Genomic DNA, 17,278 nt, shown 5'->3' on the forward strand with positions numbered 1-17,278 from the left:
GTCGGGCCGCGTCCTCGGGGTACGCCGGGGCGCGCGGGCCCGTGGCGCGCCGGCGGCGGGGGCCCGGTTCTCGGCCCGGGTCTTCGCCGTGCGGCGCGTGTGCGGTCGGCGGCGGGCCCGGGGCTCAGCCCCTGGACAGGGACTTCGCGATGCGGCGCGCGTCCATTCCCAGCTCGCGGAGCATTCCGCTGATCGGATTGGTGAATCCGGTGAAGTACAGCCCCGGAGCCCGCTTGGGCGTCCGCCCGCCTCGGGTCAGCGGCCGGCCCTCGGCGTCCAGGACCTCCAGATGTCCGACCAGCCCCTCCAGCGCGCGCCGGTAGCCCGTCGCCGCGATCACCGTGTCGGGCGCGATCCGGTCGCCGTCCGCCAGTACGGCCTTGTCGCCGTCGAAGGAGTCCAGCGCCGCGACCGGCTCGATCCTCCCGGCGCGCACCAGCTTGACGAATCCCGCGTCCTGCACCGGGATGGCCCCGGCCCGGGCCCTGGTGGCGAGCCCGGCCGCGGGGCGCGGCAGCCCGTACGCCGTCAGATCGGGCACGGAGACCCGGGAGAGGACGCCCGCCAGTCCGTCCACCAGCCGGGCGGGCAGCCGGCGGACCAGGACGCCGGTGCGCTGGGACGGCCAGCCCAGCGTGGAGCGGCGGACGATGTGCGGGGGTGTGCGGACGGCGAGCCGGACCCGTTCGGCCCCGCCCTCCACCAGATCGACCGCGATCTCCGCGCCGGTGTTGCCCACGCCCACGACCAGGACGTCCTTGCCCCGGTACGGGGCGGGGTCGCGGTACTCGCCCGCGTGCAGCAGCTCTCCCGTCCACCCCTCGCGCCCCGGCCAGTCGGGCACTCTCGGCGTGTGGTTGTACCCGGTCGCGACCACCACCGCCCGTCCGGTCAGCCGCCGTCCGCCCGTGGCGTGCAGCAGCCAGTCGCCGTTCCCGGCGGGCTCGACGCGGGAGACCTCCACGCCCGTCACGACGTCCAGCTCCTGGACCTTCGCGTACTTCTCCAGATAGCGGACCAGGTCGTCGCGGGAGACCCAGCGGCCGAATCTCCGGGGCACGGCGAGTCCGGGCAGTCCCGAGAGCCCGCGGGTGGTGTGCAGACGGAGCCGGTCGTAGTGGCCGCGCCAGGACGCGCCGACGGCGTCGGACTTCTCCAGCACCACGGCCCGTACGCCCCGCTTGCGCAGTGCGGCCGCCGCGGCCAGGCCGCCAGGGCCGCCGCCGATCACATAGACGGGCCTGTCGTCCGTTCTGTCCATAGAGCGTGAGCGTACTGCCCACCCCCCTTGATGGGTCTCGGTCAAGACGGGAATCCATACCGAATTGATCACAGTCGACCGTCTGTTGGCCGACTTCGGCCGAGTACGCACGCCTCTTGCGCGGCGGGCCGGGGATCGGCTGAACTGACGTACCGTCAGAAATATGCCCGTGCGAGGGCGAGGACAGGGGAGGTCCGGATGGCGACCGTCTGGCTCACCGGCACCGAATGGCTTGCCGTCCTGAGGATCGGGCTCGGGCTGTGGTGGCTGGAGAGCTGGCGGCACAAGGACCGGAAGGGGTGGTTCGAGCGCGGGACCGGGATCGCCTGGGCACGGGAGGTGGCCGACCGGCACCGCTGGGCCCCGGTGACCAAGGGCTTCCACGCGGTGGTCGCGCCCCGGCCCCGGGCGATGGCGTACCTCGTGGTGTACGCCGAACTGGCCGTCGGGCTCGGGCTGGTCGCCGGATTCCTGACGCCCGTCGCCCTCGTCGGCGGGCTGCTCCTCAATCTGCTCTATCTCGTCCTGATGATCCACGACTGGGCCGAGCAGGGGCAGAACGCGATGATGGCGCTGATCTCGCTGGTCGCGCTCCTCGCCCTGTCCTGGCAGACCTGGTCCCTCGACCACGCGATCGGACTCTTCTGATGACCCAGGCGTCCCCGCAGCCTTCCGCGTCCGCTGTGCCCTCCGTGCTCTCTGCGCCCTCTGCGTCCGCCACGTGCGCGACGCCCGAGATCGACGCCTTCACCCGGCCGTACTGGGAGGCGGCCGGCGCGGGGCGGCTGCTTGTCCGCCGCTGCCGGGCCTGCGCCAGGGCCCACCACTATCCGCGCGAGTTCTGTCCGTACTGCTGGAGCGACGAGGTCGACTGGGAGACCGCGAGCGGGCGGGCCCTGCTCTACACCTGGTCCGTGGTGCACCGCAACGATCTGCCGCCGTTCGGCGCGCGGACGCCGTACGTCGCGGCCGTGGTCGATCTCGCCGAGGGGCCGCGGATGGCGACCGAGGTGGTGGGGTGGGAGGAGGCGGGGGGCGGGCTGCGCGTCGGCATGCCCCTGAAGGTCGCCTTCCGCCCGGCCCCCGACGGCCCCCCCATCCCGGTCTTCCGCCCCACCGCCGGCGGGGCCGGGTGGGATGCCGCCCCGCGCCCCGCGCCTCAATCGCCGGCGGGGCTTGAGCTGGGCGCGCCTGCCGGGTGCAACCCGGCTCGGCGAGAGCAAACTCAGCGCGGTGAGCGAACCCGGCTCGGCGAGTAAATCCAGCCCGTCCGGCGTTTGAGGACGGACCCGCGCCCGGGGATCCCGCACGGTTCTGGCTGCCCCCGGGGCTCTGCCCCGGACCCCGCGCCTCAATCGCCGGCGAGGCTGGGTGGTGGGATGCCGTCCCGGGGTCCCGCGTCTCAATCGCCGGCGGGGCTGGATGTGGCCGGCGGGGCTTGAGTTGGGCGGGCTTGGCGCGCCTGTCGGGTGCAACCCGGCTCGGCGAGAGCAAACTCAGCGCGGTGAGCGAACCCGGCTCGGCGAGAGCAAACCCAGCCCGTCCGGCGATTGAGGACGAAGCTCCGCCACAAGGCGGGTGCGGGCGCGGTCCGGCCGCAGGTCAGGGCTTCGCCCCGGTGGGCCCGGGGCCGACAGGGGCCAGGGCCCACGGGCGCGTACCCCCGTACCCCCGGCGCGCCCCGCGCCGCCCGCCCCGCCCGGGGCCTACGGCCAGAGAAGCTCGCGCTCCCAGCGCGCCCCCGCACCCCGGTAGCGCAGCCGGACGTGCTGTCGCCAGGCGTCACCCTGGAAGAACTCGACCTCGCGGGGCTCCAGGACATAGCGCGTCCAGGTCGGCACGCGGGCCTCCGGCTCCGTGCGGGCGCGTTCCCAGGCGGCGGCCGAGGCGTGGGCGAGTTCCTCGCGGCTGGCCAGGACCTCGCTCTGGCGGCCGGTGAGGGCGGCGGCCAGCGCGCCCGTCGAGCGGGCGTGCAGATCCGCGGCGCTCTCCGCCGCGCCGATGACGGCGACCGGGCCGCGCACCCGGACCTGACGGCCCTGGGCGGCCCAGTAGAAGCCGGCGGCCGCCTCGGGGCGGGCGTCCAGCTGCCGCCCCTTCGCGCTGGTGGAGTGGGAGGCGAAGTGCCACCCGCGCGCGTCGGCGTCGTGCAGCATCAGGGTCCGGACGTCCGGCGCGCCGTCCCCGTCCACGGTCGCCAGCGTCATGGTGTGCGGCTCGGTCTGCCCGGCGGCGACCGCCTCCGCGAACCACTGGTGGAAGAGCGGCAGCGGGCTCGCGGGAGCGGTCTCCGGGTCGAAGGAGGGCAGGTCGATGTCCCAGACCCGCTGGGCGTACAGCAGTACGCGGAAGGCGTCCTGGGCGTGGAAGGGGTCCCGGCCGTCGTTGTCCATTCGCCCAGTGAACACCACTCAAGCCGTAGTGCTCCGCTTATAGTGGTCGAACGGCCGAACTCTGAGGAACGGCCGAACCCCGAGGAACGGTGACCGTCCCATGCGGCAGAACCTGGCCCGGCGCGCCGCGCTGGTCGACGCGGCCATCGAGGTGCTCTCCCGCGACGGCGCGCGCGGGCTGACCTTCCGCGCCGTCGACACCGAGGCCTCCGTGCCCAAGGGCACCGCGTCGAACTACTTCGCCAACCGCGACGACCTGCTCAATCAGGCCGGTGCGCGGATCTACGAGCGGATGCGCCCGGACGACGCCACGCTCGCGTCGATGAGCGAGGGCCCGGCGACCCGGGAACGGACGGCGCGGCTGGTCCGCGATGTGGTGGAGCGGATCGCGACCTTCCGTACGGCGTATCTCGCCCTGCTCGAACTGCGGCTGGAGGCCACCCGCCGCCCCGCCCTGCGCGCGGTGCTGACCGAGCGGGTCAGACAGGACGTGGAGGCCAATGTCTCCGGGCATCTGGAGGCCGGGCTCCCCGGGGACGCGGACGCGGTCAGGATGATCTATCTCGCCGCCAACTGGCTGGTGGTGGAGCGGCTGACGCTGCCCGAGGTGTTCCCCGCGGCGGAGGCGGGCGATCTGATCGCCTCCCTGGTGGAACGGCTGCTGCCGCCGGACGGGCCGGCGGCCGGCGAGTAGGGCCGGGCGGCGGGGCTCAGTCGCGGCCCAGCACCACCGTCCCCGAGGAGCAGAACCAGCCGCCCGTCCCCGAGGCGACCGCGAGGCGGGGCGGCCCGCCGCCGGCCGCCGTCACCTGGTGGCCGCCCGCCTCGCCGCGCAACTGCCGTACCGCCTCGACCAGCAGGAACAGCCCGCGCATTCCGGGGTGGCAGGCGGAGAGCCCGCCGCCGTCGGTGTTCACCGGCAGGGCGCCGCCGGGGCCGATCCGGCCCTCCTCGACGAAGGGGCCGCCCTCGCCCTTGGCGCAGAAGCCGAGATCCTCCAGGGTCACCAGGGTCATATAGGTGAAGGCGTCGTAGATCTCGGCGATGTCCATCTCGGCGGGGGTGAGCCCGGCGCGTTCGAAGGCGAGCCGGCCCGAGACGGCCGCCGGGGAGACGGTGAAGTCGTCCCAGCCGGAGAGGGCGGCGTGCGAGACGTACTCGCCGGAGCCGAGGACCCACACCGGGGCCTTCGCGGTGTCGGGCACGTACTCCTCGGCCGCCAGCAGCACCGCGCACCCGCCGTCGCCGCGTACGCAGCAGTGGAGCCGGGTGAACGGATCGGCGATCAGCGGCCCGCCCAGCACGTCGTCCACGGTGATCGGCGAGCGGTACATCGCGTCCGGGTTGGCGGCGGCGTGGGCGCGGGTCTGGACCGCGACGGCGGCGAGCTGCTCCAGCGTGGTGCCGTACTCGTGCATGTGCCGGCGGGCGGCCATCGCGTACTTGGCGATCAGCGTATGGCCGTACGGGGCCTCGAACTGGAGCGGCCCGCGGTTGCCGAGGTCCAGGCCCGCGGTGCGGCGGCCGGCCGCGATGTCGGCGCGGGCGGTGGAGCCGTAGACGAGGAGTACGGCGTTGGCGTGCCCGGCGGCGATCGCGTCGGCGGCGTGGGCGGCCATCACCTCCCAGGTCGCGCCGCCGACGGAGGTGGAGTCGGACCAGCGCGGCCGGAGGCCGAGATAGTCGGCGACCTCGACGGGCGCGAGCGTGCCGAGGCCCGCCGAGGCGAGTCCGTCGACGACCGAGCGGTCGAGGCCGGAGTCGGCGAGCGCGCGGCGGGCGGCCTGGGCGTGCAGGGTGTAGGGGGTGGGGCCCTCCAGCCGGCCGCAGTCGGAGAGGGCCACGCCGACGACGGCGACCTTGCGCGAGGTGGCGGACATGTATCTGACGGTACATCAGATCGGGTCGCGGGAAGAGGCCCCGGAGTCTGTCCAACGTGGCTCGCACGGGCCTAATATGACGTGCCGTCAGAACGGGAGGGTCCATGGACAACGCCTTCGCCCCCCTCACCGCGGAACAGCGCGCGATCCGCGGCGCCCTGCGCGAACTGCTCGCCGAGCGCTGCGGCCCGGCCGAGGTCGCCGCCGCGGCCGCCGCCCCGGCCGGACACGACCGGGCCCTCTGGGCGGACCTCGGCGAACGGCTCGGGCTGCCGGGGCTCGCCCTCCCCGAGGCGTACGGGGGAGTCGGCTGCGGACTCGCCGAACTCGCCCTCGCCTGCGAGGAGACCGGCCGCGCGCTGCTGCCCTCGCCGCTGCTGGCGACCTCCGGGCTCACCGCCCCGCTGATCGCCGCGCTCGGCTCCCGCGCCCAGTGCGAGACGCTGCTGCCGCGCCTCGCGGACGCCTCCCTGACCTGCGCCCTCGCGGTCCCGGGCGCGGGACTCGCCACCGCGCTCGGGCTGACCGGCGACAACACCGCCGGGGAGTGGGCCGGGGGCGGCCGGGCCGGCGGCGTCCAGGCCCGGCCCGCGCCGGACGGGGGCTGGCTGCTGTACGGGGAGGCCGGCCAGGTCCTCGACGGCCACAGCGCGGGGCTGCTGCTGGTCGCCGCCCGCGCGGGCGGCCCGGCACGCGGCAGGACCCGGCTGTTCCTGGTCCGGGCGGGGGCGGCGGGGCTGAGCCGGGCCCGGCTCACCGCGCTGGACGAGACCCGGCCGCAGGGCCGCGTACAGCTGCGCGACTGCGCCGCCGAGCCGCTGGGCGACGACGACGGGACGCGCACGCCCGGCGCGCTGGCGGCCATGGGCGCGCGGGCGGCGGCGCTGCTCGCGGCGGAGTCGGCGGGGACGGCGGAGTGCGCGCTGGAGGGGACGGTGCGGCACGTCCGCGAGCGGGAGCAGTTCGGCCGCCCGATCGGCTCGTTCCAGGCGGTGCGGCACCGGCTGGCCGATCTGTACGTCCGGGTCCGCGCCGCCCGCTCGGCCGCGCGGTACGCGGCATGGGACCCGTCCGGCGCGGGCAGCCTGGCGCTGGCGCAGTGCCTGGAGACGGTACGGGCGGTGACGGCGGAGGCGGTGCAGTTGCACGGCGGGATCGGGTTCACCTGGGAGCACCGGACGCATCGCTACTTCAAGCGGGCGGCCGGCGACGAGCTGCTGTTCGGCCCGGTCCACCGCCTGCGCGACCGCGCGGCGGAGACGGCGGGGCTCTTCGGGGGCCTCGCGCCGGGATCGCTCGCGGACCGGGACCGGGTCGTGATGGACGCGGACGCGGTGGACGCGGGGCCGGGGGCGGGCCGGTGACCGGGGGGCGCGCGGAGGACCGGGCCCCGCTCGGCGTCCGGCTGGTCAGGGCCCTCTCCGCCACCCGGCTCTTCGCCCGGCTCGCCCCCCGGGTCATCCCGCCGCTGGACCGCGCGACGCACCGGCTCACGGGCGGCCGGGCCATGGTGAGCACCCTGATGCTGCCCGGTCTCGTCCTCACCGCCCGGGGAGCCAGAACGGGCCGGCCGAGGGTCACACCGCTGGCCTGCATGCCCGAGGACGACGGCTCCTGGATCGTGATCGGCTCCAACTTCGGCCGCCCGCGCCACCCGTCGTGGACGGCCAACCTCCTCGCCCGCCCCGAGGCCGAGATCAGCTGGAGGGGTGAGTCCGTCCCGGTCGTGGCCCGCCTCCTCACCGGCGAGGACCGCCGCCGCACCTGGGCCAACGCCCTCCGCTTCTGGCCCCCCTACGCCGCCTACCAGTCCCGCGTCCCCCGCGAAATCCGCCTCTTCCGCCTCACCCGCCGCTGAGCCGGGGGCTCCCGGGTGTCCCGGGGCCCTTCAGGCGCCCAGGACTCCACGGGCGGCGGTCAGGCATCGGTCCGGTCGACGGGGATCTCGTAGGCGATCTCCCAGCGAACGTCGGCGACCACGATGTCCGCGGTCTCCACCGGGCGGCCCTCGGCGTCGTAGTAAGTCCGTTCGATCAAGGTGATGAGATCGCCGACGGAGATGCCCAGCAGATTGGCCTGCTCCTGGGTGGCACGGGCGGGGCGCGGCACTTCGACCGCGGTCTCGACGGCGACGCCGATCGACCGCATCCGTTCGACCACGCCCGCGCCCGCGTACGGGCCCATCTCGGGCAGGACGACGGGGGTGCCGCCGGTGACGGCCATCGGCTCCCACGACTCGGACAGTTGCACAGGCTGTCCGTCGGCGAGGAACTCGTAGGCGGTGCGGACGCACAGGTCGCCGGGCGCGATGGCGAGCCGTTCGGCGATGCTCTCCGGCGCGGGGGTCCGGGCTTCGCTGCGGGACTCCCAGGCCCCGGCCCTGCCTTGCTCGCGCATGTCCGCGCGGAAGGGGGATTCGCCACGGCGTTCGCGGTGGCGTGAGCGGACCATGCGCAGCCGTTCGCGCGGCCGCCGCACATAGGTGCCGGAGCCCGCGCGGCCTTCGAGGAGACCCTCGATGATGAGGCGTTCCATGGCGCGCTGGGCCACGCTCTGGCCGACCCCGTACTCCTCGGCGAAGCGGGCCCGGCTGGGCAGCTTGTCGCCCACGCCCCACTCACCGGCCTTGATGCGAGCGCGCAGCGCGTCGGCGACCTGCAAGTAAGGGGTGTCACGTGGCATATGGGGCGCTCCGGGAGTTGGGCGGCGACATTGACAAAGCTAACCCATCAGGTTGAAGCTGAATACTCAGCATCACGTTGTGTGATGCAGCGCTCACCTTGGGAGAGCTGTGCCCAACGCCCGTGCCGCGTTCCTCGCCGATGTGCTCGCCGCCGCCGTCGGCCGCGAACCGCGCGTCAGCGAGACCGCGTCCGTGACGCGCGTCGAGGTCGACCTGCCGAGCGCTCCGAGCCCGCGAACCCGTACCGCGATCCTCGCCGCCCTCGCGAACGCCGACCGGTTCGGCCACGACCGCGCCGGCGGCCGCGAATCCGTATGGGCCGAGGTCGAGAGAGAGAAGGCACCGTGAATCCTGGTCAGCGACTTCGCGCCACCGCCGAGCCGGACCTCGGTGCGCCGCCCCCGCCGTGGGGCGAACGGTCCTGGGGCGGGACGCCGCCGGACGAGGTGCTCCAGGACGACGGGTCCGCCCGGCTGGTGCTGCCCGGACTCCCCGAGTCGGTCGGCACGGCCCGCTCGTACACCCGCGCGTTCGTCGCCGACCGGATGCCCGGCGTCACCGGCGAACAGCTGGACGATCTCCGTCTCATCGTCTCCGAGCTGGTCACCAACGCCGTGCGCTACGGCACCGAGCCCGGGGACTCCCTGCTGGTCGTGCTCGCCGTCCGCGACAGGACGGTGCGGGTCGAGGTGCACGACCCCGTGCGCCGTGTGCCCCGGGTCCGGGGGGAGATCGGTGGAGCGGGAGCGCGGGCGGGGGCTGAGGATTCTCGGTGTGCTGGCCCGGTGGGGGATCGAGGAGCGGCCCCTCGGCAAGGTCGTCTGGGCCGAGCCCAGGTGGTGAGCGCAGGCCCGGGCCGGCCAGGTCGCCCGAGCCCGCCCGCCCGCTCGGGCCGTCACCCCGGGCGCCCGGGCCGTCACCCCGCCCGCTCGGGCCGTCACCCCGCGCGCCCGGGCCGGCCGCGTGCTCACCCCCGCGCCGCCCCCAGCGACGAGAAGTCCGTGCGGCGCACGTACTCCCCGAACGCCCGCGGCTCGCGGCCCAGGGCCTGGCGGACGCCGTCGGAGGGGGCGGCGCTGCCGTTCGCGCCGATGTGGAGGAAGAGGTCGGCCATGAGTTCGGCGAAGTCGGGGGCGTAGCCGCGGGCGAGCTGTTCCTCGATGTACTGCTCGCGGGTGACGGGGGTGTAGGTCACCTTGTGGCCGGAGGCGGTGGAGAGGGCCTCGGCGACGTCGTGGAAGGAGAGGGCGTCGGGTCCGGAGAGGGTGTAGACGCGGCCGGAGTGGCCGTCCTGGGTGAGTGCGGCGGCCGCGACCTCGGCGAGGTCGTCGAGGTCGACGAAGCGCTCGCGGCCGTCCCCGGCGGGAAGGCGCAGCTCGCCCTCGGCGAGGGGGGCGGAGTACCAGGGCTCCTCGGTGAAGTTCTGGTTGAACCAGGCGGGGCGCAGGATCGTCCAGTCGAGGCCGGACTCCCGGACGGCGCGCTCGGTGGCGAACACCTCTCCGCTGCCGTCGTCCAGCTCCTCCCAGACCCGGGCGGAGAGCAGCACCAGCCGCCGGACGCCCCGCGTCTTCGCGGCCGCGGCGAAGGCGCGGACCTCGGCCGGGGCGGCGGGGCCCTGCGAGTCGACGACGTACACCGCGCCGACCCCGGCCAGCGCCGGGTCCCAGGACCCTTCGTCGGCCCAGTCGAAGCGGACCGGGGCGGAGCGGGAGGCGACCTTGGGGGTGATGCCGAGGCGGGAGAGGGCGGCGGCGACCCGCCGGCCGGTCTTGCCGGTGCCGCCGAGCACCAGCACGGAGGAGGAGGAGGAGGCGGAGGATGTGGAGGTGTGAGTGGACGTCATGGGACCAGTGAACCGGCGGCGCGCTGAACGGAGGATGGCTGTTCCTCTCATAAAGATGTCTGTGCGTCTCGTTCTCCGGCTTCTAGACTCACCCGCATGGATGACGCCCTGTCGAGCCTGTTGCACGATGTCAGCCCCAGGGGAGCCCTCTTCGACCAGTCGGCGTTCAATCCGCCGTGGTCCATGAGATTCGTCGAGCCCACCCCGCTCACCCTGCTGGCCATGCTCGACGGCCGGGCGTGGGTGACCCCGGACGGCGCCGACCCCGTCCCCCTGGACTGCGGCGATGTGGTGATCGTCCGCGGCCCCGAGCCGTACACCGTCGCCGACGACCCCGGCACGGCCCCGCGGGTGGTGATCCACGACGCCGAGCGCTGTACGACGCCGGACGGGCGACGGCTGCTGGAGGCGTCGCCGCTGTGCGGATACGACACGGACGGCCGGCCGAAGCCGACGGTGCTGCTGAAGGGCACCTATCAGGTGCGCGGCAGCGTCTCGCAGCGGGTGCTCGGCGCGCTGCCCCGGGTCGCCCGGATCCCGGCCTCGCCGAGCGGCTGCCCGCCGCTGGAGATGATCGCGTACGAGATCGGCCGGGAGGCCCCCGGCCGGCAGGCGGTCCTGGACCGGCTGCTCGATCTGCTGCTGGTGGTCAGCCTGCGGGACTGGTTCGAACGGCCGGAGGCCCGCGCCCCGGCCTGGTACCGGGCCCACGGCGATCCGACGGTGGGCCGGGCGCTGCGGCTGATGCACGGCGAGCCGGCCCGCCCCTGGACGGTCGCCGGGCTGGCCGCCGAGGCCGGGATCTCCCGGGCCAGGTTCGCCCAGCGGTTCAGCGATCTGGTGGGCCAGTCGCCGATGGCGTATCTGACGGAGTGGCGGATCTGCCAGGCCGCCGATCTGCTCGCCCAGACCGACGCCACCGTCGACGCCGTCTCCCGCCGGGTCGGCTACTCCAACGCGTACGCCCTCAGCGTGGCCTTCAAACGCACCCTGGGCGTCCGCCCGAGCGAGCACCGGGCCCGGGCGCGGGCGGCGGCGGATCCGGGCCCGGCGGGCCGAATGCCGGGGCGGGAAAACGCGGAATGGAATTGAGGGATTACCTCACCGATCGCGCGGCCGGGTGATTGATCGATCCTTATTCCGCTTATACGGGAGTGTCGCCCACGCCCTTGAGTTTCTCCTGCTCAGCCTGTCCAAAGAATTACCGGACAGACAGCCAACAGGAGAACTCGACGTATGAGAGCAATCCTCGCGCGATTGCGACAACGGTCCTGGACCGCGGGCATGGCCTGCGCAGTCCTCGCCGTGACGGCGCCCGCCCTGGCCCTCGGGCCGGGCGCGCTGCCGACCAGTGCCTCACTGGCCCCGGCCGGCAAGACCACCGTGGTGAAGGCCGCGGCGGCCGCGCCGCTCCCGGGCGGGCTCGGTCCCTGCATTCCGGGCGACTGCCCCGACCCGTTCCCGCCGATCAGCAACGGCCCGATCATGGGCCGGGACGCCAATATCAACGTCTTCGTGGGCAATGACTTCCTGGTCCGCGAACGGGCGGCCGAAGCCGAGGGCAAGGTCGTCGTTCTCGACGACTTCGACCAGAACAAGTCGGTGGGCGGCAGTGTCATCTACAACCTCGGCGTCGTGGGCGTCGGCTCCCGCGTGCCGCCCCCGGCCGGCTCCGACTTCCTGACCACCGGCGGCGATGTCACCATCGCGGCCGGCCAGCGGCTGCTCGCCGACGGCGGTGTGGTCCGCCACGCGGGCACCGCCACCGGCACCATCGAGGCCGACGACGTCATCCAGGACCCGAACGCGGCGGCCCCGTATCTGGCGCTGCGCGACCAGCTGACGGACGCCAGCCAGTGCTACGCGCGGGACGAGAACGGGCCCCGGCCCGCCACGGGCACCGCCGTCAACAACGGCGGCGAGACCGTCTTCACCGGTGACGGCACCTCCGCCCTCCAGGTCTTCAACGTCGACTTCAACATGACCACCGCGAGCGGCGGCCAGCAGGGCCTGACGTTCGTGAACATCCCGGCCACGTCGACCGTCCTGGTCAATGTGATCGGGGCGAACCGCTCGATCAACACCTACAGCGGCGAGATCGCCGACGGCAGCGCGTTCAACGCGCTGCGCGAGCGGCTGCTGTGGAACTTCCCCGACGCGACGGCCGTGGGCCTGCGCGGCACCGGGCAGTTCCAGGGCAGCGTCCTCGTCGGCAACCAGGCCTCGACGACCACGGTCACCCTGCCGGGCGTCAACGGCCGCTTCTTCTCCACCGGCTCCCTCACCCACACCAGTGTGGTCGGCGGGGGCGGCGGCCAGGAGTTCCACGCGTACCCCTTCAACGGCGATCTGCCCGACTGCGAGGCCGTCCCGGTCACCGCGCCGGTGCGGGTCGTGAAGCGGGACGCGGAGACCCTGGACCCGCTGGCGGGCGCGACCTTCGAGCTGTGGGAGGAGACCAACGGCGTCGCCGGTCTCCAGACCACCGGGGCCACCCCCGACACCCAGCTCGGCGCGGACTGCGTCACCGGGGCGGACGGCGTCTGTTCCCGTACGGTCATCCTCGGCACGTACTACTGGCGTGAGACGGCCGCACCACCGGGCTACGACCTCCCGCTCAATCCGGTCTTCGGGCCGCTGGTCCTCGGACCGGACAATGTGCCCGACGGGGTCACCGTCAACGCCGACAACAGCCGTACGCCGGTGACCGGTGAGATCTCCGTCGAGAAGATGGACGCGGTGACCGGCGCGCCGCTGGCGGGCGCGGTGTTCGAGCTGTGGCAGGACACCAACGGCGTCGCGGGCCTCCAGACGTCCGGCGCGAATCCGGACACGCAGATCAACGGCCCCTGCACCACGAACGCCGGCGGCGAGTGCGCCGCCATGGTGCAGACCGGCACCTACTACTGGCGCGAGATCCAGGCGCCGCCCGGCTACGACCTGCCCGGCGACCCGGTCTTCGGTCCGCTGATCCTCACCGAGGAGAACGCGCCGGCCGGCGTCAATGTGAACGTCGACAACACCCAGACCCCGGCCGTCACCGGCGACGTCTCGGTCGTCAAGACCGACGCGATCACCGGCGCCCCGCTCGCGGGCGCGGGCTTCCAGCTGTGGGAGGAGACCAACGGCGTTCCCGGTCTCCAGACCTCCGGCGCGGACCCCGACACCCAGATCGGCGGCGTCTGCACCACGGGCGCCGACGGCGTCTGCTCGGCCAATGTCGAGGTGGGCACCTACTACTGGCAGGAGACCTCGGCCCCGCCGAACTACGACCTGCCGGTGAACCCGGTCTTCGGTCCGCTGGTGCTGACCGAGGAGAACGCCGCCGACGGCGTGTCGGTGACCGCGCAGAACGCGCAGACGCCGGTCGTCGAGGGCGATGTCACGGTCGTGAAGACGGACTCCGTGACGGGCGACCCGCTCGCGGGCGCGGTGTTCGAGCTGTGGGAGGAGACCAACGGCGTTCCCGGTCTCCAGACCACGGGCGCGGACCCCGACACCCAGAACAACGGTCCCTGCACCACCGGCGCGACCGGTGAGTGCACCCGTACGGTCGAGGTCGGCACGTACTACTGGCGCGAGACCGCGGCCCCCGACGGATACGACCTGCCGGCGAACCCGGTCTTCGGTCCGCTGGTGCTGACCGAGGAGAACGCGGCGGAAGGTGTGACGGTCACCGCCGAGAACACCGAGACCCCGGCCGTCACCGGCGACGTCACCGTCGAGAAGACGGACGCGGCCACCGGCGCGCTGCTGGCGGGCGCGGTGTTCGAGCTGTGGGAGGAGACCAACGGCGTTCCCGGTCTCCAGACCACGGGCGCGGACCCCGACACCCAGAACAACGGCCCCTGCACCACCGGGGCGAACGGCCTCTGCACCCGTACGGTCGAGGTCGGCACCTACTACTGGCGCGAGACCGCGGCGCCTCCCGGGTACGTCCTCCCGGCGAACACCGTCTTCGGTCCGCTGATCCTCACCGAGGAGAACGCGGCCCAGGGCGTCACCGTCAACGCGGAGAACACCCAGACCCCGGCCGTCACCGGCGATGTCACCGTCGTCAAGGTGGACGCCGCGACCGACGACCCGCTGCCGGGCGCGGTGTTCGAGCTGTGGGAGGAGACCAACGGCGTCGCCGGTCTCCAGACCACGGGCGCGAACCCGGACACCCAGATCAACGGTCCCTGCACCACCGGGGCCGACGGCGAGTGCACCCGCACCGTCGAGGTGGGCACCTACTACTGGCGCGAGACCGCCGCCCCCGACGGGTACGACCTGCCCGGCGACCCGGTCTTCGGTCCGCTGGTGCTGACCGAGGAGAACGCCTCCCAGGGCGTCACCGAGACCGCCCAGAACGACCGCACCCCCATCGTCACCGGCGATGTCACGGTCGTGAAGACGGACGCCGCCACCGACGAGCCTCTCGCGGGCGCGGTCTTCGAGCTGTGGGAGGAGACCAACGGCGTGCCCGGTCTCCAGACCACGGGCGCGGACCCCGACACGCAGCTGAACGGTCCCTGCACCACCGGGGCCGACGGCGAGTGCACCCGCACGGTGGAGACCGGCAGCTACTACTGGCGCGAGACCGCCGCCCCCGACGGGTACGACCTGCCGGCCAACCCGGTCTTCGGTCCGCTCGTCCTCACCAACGAGAACGCCTCCCAGGGCGTGATCGTGAACGCGCCGAACAACGAGACGCCCGCCGTCACGGGTGATGTGACGGTCGTCAAGGAGGACTCGGTCAGCGGCGACCCGCTCGCGGGCGCGGTCTTCGAGTTCTGGCAGGAGACCAACGGCGTCGCCGGTCTCCAGACCACCGGCGCGAACCCGGACACGCAGCTGAACGGTCCCTGCACCACGGGAGCGGACGGCGAGTGCACCCGGACCGTCGGCGTCGGTACGTACTACTGGCGGGAGACGGCCGCTCCGGCGGGTTACGACCTGCCGGCGGACCCGGTCTTCGGTCCGCTGGTGCTGACCGAGGAGAACGCCTCGCAGGGTGTCACGGTCACCGCCGAGAACACCCGGTCGCAGGTCGTCACGGGCGAGGTGACCGTCGTGAAGACGGACGCCGCCACCGACGAGCCCCTCGCGGGCGCGGTCTTCGAGCTGTGGGAGGAGACCAACGGCGTCGCCGGTCTCCAGACCACGGGCGCGAACCCGGACACGCAGCTGAACGGTCCCTGCACCACGGGAGCGGACGGCGAGTGCACCCGGACCGTCGAGGTCGGTACGTACTACTGGCGGGAGACGGCCGCTCCGGCGGGTTACGACCTGCCGGCGAATCCGGTCTTCGGTCCGCTGGTGCTGACCGAGGAGAACGCCTCGCAGGGTGTCACGGTCACCGCCGAGAACACCCAGACCCCCGTGGTCACGGGCGAGGTGACCGTCGTCAAGGAGGACGCCGACACCGGTGACACCCTCGCCGGCGCGGTGTTCCAGCTGTGGGAGGAGACCAACGACATCCCCGGTCTCCAGACCATCGGCATCAACCCGGACACCACCGTCGGCGCCCCCTGCACCACGGGCGCCAACGGAGTCTGCTCCCGCACGGTCGAGGTCGGCACGTACTACTGGCAGGAGACGGCCGCTCCGGCCGGCTACGACCTGCCGGCCGACCCGGTCTTCGGTCCGCTGGTGCTGACCGAGGAGAACGCCTCCCAGGGCGTGACCGTCACCGCCGAGAACACCAGGACCCCGGCGGTCAAGGGCAAGATCACCCTCCACAAGACCGACGCCAAGAACGGCCGTGTGCTGGCCGGCGCGGTGTTCGAGCTGTGGGAGGAGACGAACGGCATCCCGGGCCTCCAGACCTCGGGCTCGGGCGGCAACCCCTCCGACACCCCCGTCGGCGGCGGCTGCTCCACGGACGCCCAGGGCGTCTGCCTCTTCGAGGACCTGGACACCGGGACGTACTACCTGCTGGAGACCGACGTTCCCGAGGGCTATGTCCTTCCCGAGAACCCGGTCTTCGGTCCGTACGTCATCACCGCCGAGAACGCCGCCGACGGTGTGACCGTCGACATCGCCAACAAGCGCGGCGAGCCCGGCAAGGGCAAGGGCGGCAAGGGAGGTCCGAGCAAGCCCCACCAGGGCTGATCCCCGACATCTCTGAAGCAGCCTGAGGGCGTGTGCGGACCGACCGGTCCGCACACGCCCTCACCGGTTTGGCCCGCCGCCTGGGGCGCGGCGGGTCGTCCGCTGATACCTGTGGGTGGGGGGCCCGCGCCGTACGCGAAACGCCTCGCGGGGCGCGTACGGGAACGAGAACGGAGTGTGCGGAATGCGAGGAAGGCATCACGTCATACGCGCCGGTGCGGACGGACGGGCCGCCAGGGGCCGCCCGGCGGCGCGAGCCGCCGTCCTGACCGCGGCGGCGGCCCTCGCCGTCGCCCTGGCCGCCCCCGCTCCCGCCCGGGCGGCCGGGACCGGGCACCGGGCCGAGCCCTGCACCGCGCGGACCGGCCCCTATCAGCGGCCGGTGGAGAAGTATCTGGGACTGCCCGTGGACGGCGTCCAGTCGGCGGCCGACTGCGAGGCGATCCGGGCCTTCCAGACCGAGCAGGCGCTCACCCCCGCCGACGGCTACGCGAGCCTCGCCACCTACCGCTGGACGGTCGCGCTCCAGGCCCGGGCCGATCCCAACGCGGCGGGCGACTGCCCGGTCCGCTCGTACCGCGTCACCTGCGTCGATCTCGACCGGCAGCTGCTCTGGGTGCAGCGCGGGGAGCGGGTGGTCTTCCAGCCGGTGCCGATCCGCACCGGACGGGACAGCGAGGAGACCCGGCTCGGCTGGCACTCGATCTACTGGCGCAACCGCGACCATGTCTCCACGATCTACGACAACGCCCCCATGCCGTTCGCCCAGTTCTTCGACGGGGGCCAGGCCCTGCACGGCCGGCTGGACGATCTCTACGACGGAGGGGGCTCGGCGGGCTGTGTGAATCTGCGGCTGCCGGACGCCGAGGCGCTGTGGAATCTGCTGGCGGTCGACGACCGGCTCTACATCTGGGGCGTCAAACCGGGGACCGACGGCTGAGGGACGGCGGCCTGCCGCGGCGGGGCCGGAGAGGTCGGCAACCCGTGGCGGCGGGTTGGGGGGTGGGGATCGCGCGTACGGAGAGCGTGCGCGGACGGGGATCTGCGGGACCTGCGGGACCTGCGGGATCTGTGGACCTGCGGGATCTGCGGGGACTTACGAGGACCGCTCGTGGGGGA

13 protein-coding genes and 2 pseudogenes are annotated in these 17,278 nt (G+C 73.6%); 10 read left to right on the forward strand and 5 right to left on the reverse strand.

What is annotated here, in order from left to right:
* Positions 1 to 124: 124 nt before the first annotated feature.
* Entirely contained in the window at positions 125 to 1,261 is a 1,137-nt protein-coding gene (locus ACF089_RS23770) for a flavin-containing monooxygenase (protein ID WP_392029842.1), read from the reverse strand.
* 198 nt (positions 1,262 to 1,459) lie between these two features.
* Between ACF089_RS23770 and ACF089_RS23775 the strand changes: the two genes are divergently transcribed.
* On the forward strand, positions 1,460 to 1,909 hold the full coding sequence (locus tag ACF089_RS23775) for a DoxX family protein (RefSeq protein ID WP_392029845.1): 450 nt from the start codon (positions 1,460 to 1,462) through the stop codon (positions 1,907 to 1,909).
* Positions 1,909 to 2,379: pseudogene (locus tag ACF089_RS23780) on the forward strand (Zn-ribbon domain-containing OB-fold protein); the annotation flags it as partial. The gene ACF089_RS23775 and the pseudogene ACF089_RS23780, both read left to right, overlap by 1 nt.
* 588 nt (positions 2,380 to 2,967) lie before the next feature.
* On the opposite strand, the gene ACF089_RS23785 reads toward ACF089_RS23780, so the two are convergent.
* A complete protein-coding gene (locus tag ACF089_RS23785; RefSeq protein WP_392029848.1) occupies positions 2,968 to 3,654 on the reverse strand; it encodes a pyridoxal 5'-phosphate synthase in 687 nt (228 codons plus the stop codon).
* Positions 3,655 to 3,754: 100 nt separating this feature from the next.
* Between ACF089_RS23785 and ACF089_RS23790 the strand changes: the two genes are divergently transcribed.
* Complete coding sequence (locus ACF089_RS23790; RefSeq protein WP_392029851.1) at positions 3,755 to 4,348, forward strand: TetR/AcrR family transcriptional regulator; 594 nt, start codon at positions 3,755 to 3,757, stop codon at positions 4,346 to 4,348.
* A 16-nt stretch (positions 4,349 to 4,364) separates the two neighbouring features.
* Here ACF089_RS23790 and ACF089_RS23795 read toward each other — a convergent pair whose 3' ends face one another.
* A complete protein-coding gene (locus ACF089_RS23795) occupies positions 4,365 to 5,534 on the reverse strand; it encodes an acetyl-CoA acetyltransferase (RefSeq protein WP_392029854.1) in 1,170 nt (389 codons plus the stop codon).
* A 104-nt stretch (positions 5,535 to 5,638) separates the two neighbouring features.
* On the opposite strand from ACF089_RS23795, the gene ACF089_RS23800 reads away from it, so the two are divergent.
* On the forward strand, positions 5,639 to 6,898 hold the full coding sequence (locus ACF089_RS23800) for an acyl-CoA dehydrogenase family protein (protein WP_392029857.1): 1,260 nt from the start codon (positions 5,639 to 5,641) through the stop codon (positions 6,896 to 6,898).
* A complete protein-coding gene (locus ACF089_RS23805) occupies positions 6,895 to 7,392 on the forward strand; it encodes a nitroreductase family deazaflavin-dependent oxidoreductase (protein WP_392029860.1) in 498 nt (165 codons plus the stop codon). Before ACF089_RS23800 ends, ACF089_RS23805 begins: the two co-directional genes overlap by 4 nt.
* A 59-nt stretch (positions 7,393 to 7,451) precedes the next feature.
* Here the strand turns inward: ACF089_RS23805 and ACF089_RS23810 are convergent, their stop codons facing one another.
* Positions 7,452 to 8,216 (reverse strand): GntR family transcriptional regulator, encoded by a 765-nt coding sequence (locus ACF089_RS23810; protein ID WP_392029863.1) that lies wholly within the window; start codon positions 8,214 to 8,216, stop codon positions 7,452 to 7,454.
* A 109-nt stretch (positions 8,217 to 8,325) separates the two neighbouring features.
* Between ACF089_RS23810 and ACF089_RS23815 the strand changes: the two genes are divergently transcribed.
* Both ACF089_RS23815 and ACF089_RS23820 read left to right on the forward strand, forming a co-directional pair.
* Positions 8,326 to 8,565: a hypothetical protein gene (locus tag ACF089_RS23815; protein WP_392029867.1), complete on the forward strand. Its 240-nt coding sequence runs from the start codon at positions 8,326 to 8,328 to the stop codon at positions 8,563 to 8,565.
* Positions 8,532 to 8,873, forward strand: a pseudogene (locus tag ACF089_RS23820) (ATP-binding protein); the annotation flags it as partial. The gene ACF089_RS23815 and the pseudogene ACF089_RS23820, both read left to right, overlap by 34 nt.
* Positions 8,874 to 9,184: 311 nt before the next feature.
* Here ACF089_RS23820 and ACF089_RS23825 read toward each other — a convergent pair.
* Complete coding sequence (locus ACF089_RS23825; RefSeq protein ID WP_392029870.1) at positions 9,185 to 10,063, reverse strand: NAD(P)H-binding protein; 879 nt, start codon at positions 10,061 to 10,063, stop codon at positions 9,185 to 9,187.
* Between the two features lie 96 nt (positions 10,064 to 10,159).
* Here ACF089_RS23825 and ACF089_RS23830 point away from each other — a divergent pair, with 96 nt between their 5' ends.
* From ACF089_RS23830 to ACF089_RS23840, 3 genes are all read left to right on the forward strand, one after another.
* A complete protein-coding gene (locus ACF089_RS23830; RefSeq protein WP_392029873.1) occupies positions 10,160 to 11,155 on the forward strand; it encodes an AraC family transcriptional regulator in 996 nt (331 codons plus the stop codon).
* Between the two features lie 144 nt (positions 11,156 to 11,299).
* Positions 11,300 to 16,159 carry a SpaA isopeptide-forming pilin-related protein gene (locus ACF089_RS23835; protein WP_392029876.1) on the forward strand — a complete coding sequence of 1,620 codons (4,860 nt, stop codon included), beginning with the start codon at positions 11,300 to 11,302 and terminating at the stop codon, positions 16,157 to 16,159.
* A 184-nt stretch (positions 16,160 to 16,343) separates the two neighbouring features.
* On the forward strand, positions 16,344 to 17,099 hold the full coding sequence (locus ACF089_RS23840) for a L,D-transpeptidase family protein (RefSeq protein ID WP_392029879.1): 756 nt from the start codon (positions 16,344 to 16,346) through the stop codon (positions 17,097 to 17,099).
* Positions 17,100 to 17,278: the final 179 nt, after the last annotated feature.

It is taken from the genome of Streptomyces sp. NPDC014894, assembly GCF_043080985.1.
In the GTDB taxonomy this organism is placed as follows: Bacteria; Actinomycetota; Actinomycetes; order Streptomycetales; family Streptomycetaceae; genus Streptomyces.

Excerpts from the sequence above, each read along its gene's own strand:
- ACF089_RS23770 (WP_392029842.1), bottom strand. The coding sequence starts at position 1,261 with ATGGACAGAACGGACGACAGGCCCGTCTATGTGATCGGCGGCGGCCCT.
- ACF089_RS23775 (WP_392029845.1), top strand. The coding sequence starts at position 1,460 with ATGGCGACCGTCTGGCTCACCGGCACCGAATGGCTTGCCGTCCTGAGG.
- ACF089_RS23785 (WP_392029848.1), bottom strand. The coding sequence starts at position 3,654 with ATGGACAACGACGGCCGGGACCCCTTCCACGCCCAGGACGCCTTCCGC.
- ACF089_RS23790 (WP_392029851.1), top strand. The coding sequence starts at position 3,755 with ATGCGGCAGAACCTGGCCCGGCGCGCCGCGCTGGTCGACGCGGCCATC.
- ACF089_RS23795 (WP_392029854.1), bottom strand. The coding sequence starts at position 5,534 with ATGTCCGCCACCTCGCGCAAGGTCGCCGTCGTCGGCGTGGCCCTCTCC.
- ACF089_RS23800 (WP_392029857.1), top strand. The coding sequence starts at position 5,639 with ATGGACAACGCCTTCGCCCCCCTCACCGCGGAACAGCGCGCGATCCGC.
- ACF089_RS23810 (WP_392029863.1), bottom strand. The coding sequence starts at position 8,216 with ATGCCACGTGACACCCCTTACTTGCAGGTCGCCGACGCGCTGCGCGCT.
- ACF089_RS23825 (WP_392029870.1), bottom strand. The coding sequence starts at position 10,063 with ATGACGTCCACTCACACCTCCACATCCTCCGCCTCCTCCTCCTCCTCC.
- ACF089_RS23830 (WP_392029873.1), top strand. The coding sequence starts at position 10,160 with ATGGATGACGCCCTGTCGAGCCTGTTGCACGATGTCAGCCCCAGGGGA.
- ACF089_RS23835 (WP_392029876.1), top strand. The coding sequence starts at position 11,300 with ATGAGAGCAATCCTCGCGCGATTGCGACAACGGTCCTGGACCGCGGGC.
- ACF089_RS23840 (WP_392029879.1), top strand. The coding sequence starts at position 16,344 with ATGCGAGGAAGGCATCACGTCATACGCGCCGGTGCGGACGGACGGGCC.